The organism is Tabrizicola sp. (genome assembly GCF_030694085.1).
In the GTDB taxonomy this organism is placed as follows: Bacteria; Pseudomonadota; Alphaproteobacteria; order Rhodobacterales; family Rhodobacteraceae; genus Tabrizicola.
Genome location: NZ_JAUXZE010000025.1, coordinates 1 through 3,006 on the forward strand (window position 1 = coordinate 1; position 3,006 = coordinate 3,006).

The window sequence follows — 3,006 nt, forward strand, 5'->3', positions numbered from 1 at the left end:
CATCGCGCATGCGCCCATTGAAGCTCTCGACGAAGGCATTCTGGATCGGCTTGCCCGGTGCGATGAAGTGCCAGTCAACGCCGGTGTCCTTGCACCAGGCCAGCATGGCATTGCAGGTGAACTCGGTGCCGTTGTCGGAGAGTATTCCTCCGGGGTGGGCCGCCTTGTTGAGTTACAGGTATCCGGCGAGGATCTAGCTTTAAGGCTAGCCTTAAGGTCGGTAGATGCGGGTAGAGGTTCTGGACGGGGTTGAGCGTCGTCGTCGCTGGTCTCGCGACGATAAGATGCGGATCATCGAAGAGACGCTGGCGCCCGGCGCGGTTGTTACGGAGATCGCGCGGCGGCACGGCATTTCGACGAGTTTGGTGTTCACGTGGCGGCGGCGGGCTCGCCTGGCGAGTGTCGTTTCGGCGGGACCGAAACTTGTCCCTGTTCAGCTCACCCCGGCTGCGGCCGAAAGCGTCTCATCGACTGAAGCCCCAGCCGCGATTCCGTCCCGGAGGCGCCGGGGCCTGATCGAGATCGAACTCGGTGGCGGCAAGCGTGTCAGCGTTGACGAGAATGTCGATGCTGACGCGTTGGGGCGGGTCCTCGATGTTCTGAGCCGGCGATGATCCCGATACCGAGCAGCGTCAGGGTCTGGATCGCAACCGGCCACACCGACATGCGGCGCGGCATGCAGGGTCTGGCTTTGCAGGTTCAGGAGAGCCTGAAGCGGGATCCCCACGCCGGCGATCTCTATATCTTCCGAGGCCGGCGTGGCGATTTGGCAAAGATCCTCTGGCATGACGGGATCGGACTGTCGCTCTATGCGAAACGCTTGGACCGCGGAAAGTTCATCTGGCCTTCGGCGTCAGGTGACGCGGTATCGATCTCGGCGGCGCAGATGGCGTACATGCTCGAAGGGATTGATTGGCGCAATCCACAACTGACGTGGCGGCCGACAAGGGCGGGATGAGCGAAGAAAAATGTGGAGGCCCGCGTATTTTGGGGCGCCACAAATCACTAAAACTATGATTCACTTCGTCTCATGGATGCTGATCGCGCCGCTCTTGCCGAAGAAAACGCCGCGCTGAAAGCGGAGCTGGCGGTAGCGCGGGCAAAGGCGTCGGAGGACGCCGCGCTGATTGTGCAGCAGACCTTGCGGATAGCGAAGCTTGAGCGCCAGGTTTACGGCCAGAAATCGGAGCGCTCGGCGCGGCTGATCGACCAGCTGGCGCTTACCTTCGAAGAACTGGAAGTGAACGCGACGGAAGACGAATTGGCGGCGGAGCAGGCAGTCGCCAAAACGACGACGGTTGTCGGATTTACGCGCAAGCGCGCTGAGCGCAACACGTTCCCAGACCACCTTCCGCGCGAGCGGGTGGTGATCGATCCGCCGACGGCATGCGAATGCTGCGGCGGCAGTCGCTTGCGCAAGCTCGGCGAAGACGTAACCCGAACGCTGGAATCGGTGCCGCGTCAGTGGAAGGTGGTCGAAACGGTTCGGGAAAAGTTCACCTGCCGCGACTGCGAGAAAATCAGCCAGGCACCGGCGCCATTCCATGTGATCCCGCGAGGATGGGCGGGGCCGAGCCTGCTGGCCATGCTCCTCTATGAGAAGTTCGGCCAGCATCAGCCTCTGAACCGGCAGACCGAGCGTTACGCGCTGGAAGGCGTGCCGATCAGTCTGTCGACCGCAGCCGACGCCGTTGGAGCGTGCTGCACGGTATTGGAGCCGCTGTTGCGCCTGTTGGAAGCCCACGTCATGGCATCCGAACGCCTCCACGGCGACGACACCACCGTGCCCGTGCTGGCCTTGGGCAAGTGCGATGTCGCCCGATGCTGGGTCTATGTGAAAGACGACCGCTCCTTCGGCGGCTCAGATCCGCCGGCGGCAATGTTCTATTACTCGCGCGATCGAAGGGGCGCGCATCCGCAGGCGCATCTGGCCAACTATAGCGGCATCCTGCAGGCCGACGCCTTCGGCGGATACACCAAACTCTACGAGCCCCAGCGAAGTCCTGGGCCTATCAGGGAAGCGGCCTGTTGGGTCCATGCCCGGCGCCCGTTCTTTGCCATGGCGGATATTGAGGAAAACGCGCGACGTAAGGCTGCTGGCAAGAAGGAGATCGCTCTCTCGCCGATTGCGGTCGAGATCGTGCGTCGCATCGACGCCCTCTTCGCAATCGAGCGCACGATCAATGGCCAAGGCGCCGACCACCGAAAGGCTGTCCGCCAGGCGCAGAGCGCGCCGTTGGTTGCCGATTTGGAAGCCTATATGCGTGAGCAGTGCGCCAAGCTCTCCCGCGGTCACGATCTGGCAAAGGCCATGAACTACATGTTCAAGCGCTGGAGCTCCTTCACACGCTTCCTCGACGATGGCCGCATCTGTCTCTCGAACAACGCCGCCGAAAGAGCGCTGCGCGGCATCGCATTGGGCAGAAAGTCGTGGCTATTCTGTGGGTCCGACCGCGGAGGGCGTCGCGCCGCCGCCATGTATAGCCTCATCGTCTCTGCGAAGATGAACGACGTCGATCCTCAGGTCTGGCTCGCCGATGTACTCGCTCGCATCGCCATCCACCCCGCCCACAGGCTCGATGAGCTGCTGCCCTGGAACTGGAAGATTGCGCAACAGCAAGGCCTCGCGGCGCAGGCGGCTTGATGGGGCACGTCAACAAAGTCAGCCACGTCTTCACTCTCAGCCATGTCGCTGAGATGCTCGGTGAAGACGAGGAATGGCTGTTCGAGGTCGCCGAAGAAATGGACACCGAGGATGGCCAGCTATGGGTCGTCGGCGTCGGTGAAGACGGGGTGATGGCGTTCACCGATGACGGGATCGAGAATCTCACAAATCTGATCGCAATCCACAAGGACGACCCCAGCATCATCGAAAAACGCCGCCACGTGCTCGCTGCGATGATCAAGCCGAAAAACGAAGAGTCCGACGAAGTCTAACGGTCTAACCGGTAACTGGACAGATCAGCAGATCAATCAGCGTACCTGCGGCCTACAGCGCGTGGTTAC

4 protein-coding genes and 1 pseudogene are annotated in these 3,006 nt (G+C 61.8%); 4 read left to right on the forward strand and 1 reads right to left on the reverse strand.

Annotation, left to right across the window (positions count from 1 at the left end):
• Positions 1 to 154, reverse strand: a pseudogene (locus Q8M85_RS03470) (integrase core domain-containing protein); the annotation flags it as partial.
• A 70-nt stretch (positions 155 to 224) separates the two neighbouring features.
• Between Q8M85_RS03470 and Q8M85_RS03475 the strand changes: the two are divergent.
• The 4 genes from Q8M85_RS03475 to Q8M85_RS03490 all read left to right on the forward strand — a co-directional run bounded on the left by Q8M85_RS03475 (position 225) and on the right by Q8M85_RS03490 (position 2,937).
• A complete protein-coding gene (locus tag Q8M85_RS03475; RefSeq protein ID WP_305540316.1) occupies positions 225 to 614 on the forward strand; it encodes a transposase in 390 nt (129 codons plus the stop codon).
• Positions 611 to 958: an IS66 family insertion sequence element accessory protein TnpB gene (gene tnpB, locus Q8M85_RS03480; RefSeq protein ID WP_305540319.1), complete on the forward strand. Its 348-nt coding sequence runs from the start codon at positions 611 to 613 to the stop codon at positions 956 to 958. Before Q8M85_RS03475 ends, tnpB begins: the two co-directional genes overlap by 4 nt.
• A gap of 72 nt (positions 959 to 1,030) precedes the next feature.
• Positions 1,031 to 2,644, forward strand: coding sequence for an IS66 family transposase (locus Q8M85_RS03485; protein WP_305540321.1), 1,614 nt, complete (start codon positions 1,031 to 1,033; stop codon positions 2,642 to 2,644).
• Positions 2,644 to 2,937, forward strand: a complete 294-nt coding sequence (locus Q8M85_RS03490; protein ID WP_305540324.1) for a hypothetical protein — start codon at positions 2,644 to 2,646, stop codon at positions 2,935 to 2,937. The genes Q8M85_RS03485 and Q8M85_RS03490 overlap by 1 nt, the downstream gene beginning before the upstream one ends.
• The last annotated feature ends 69 nt before the right edge of the window (positions 2,938 to 3,006 follow it).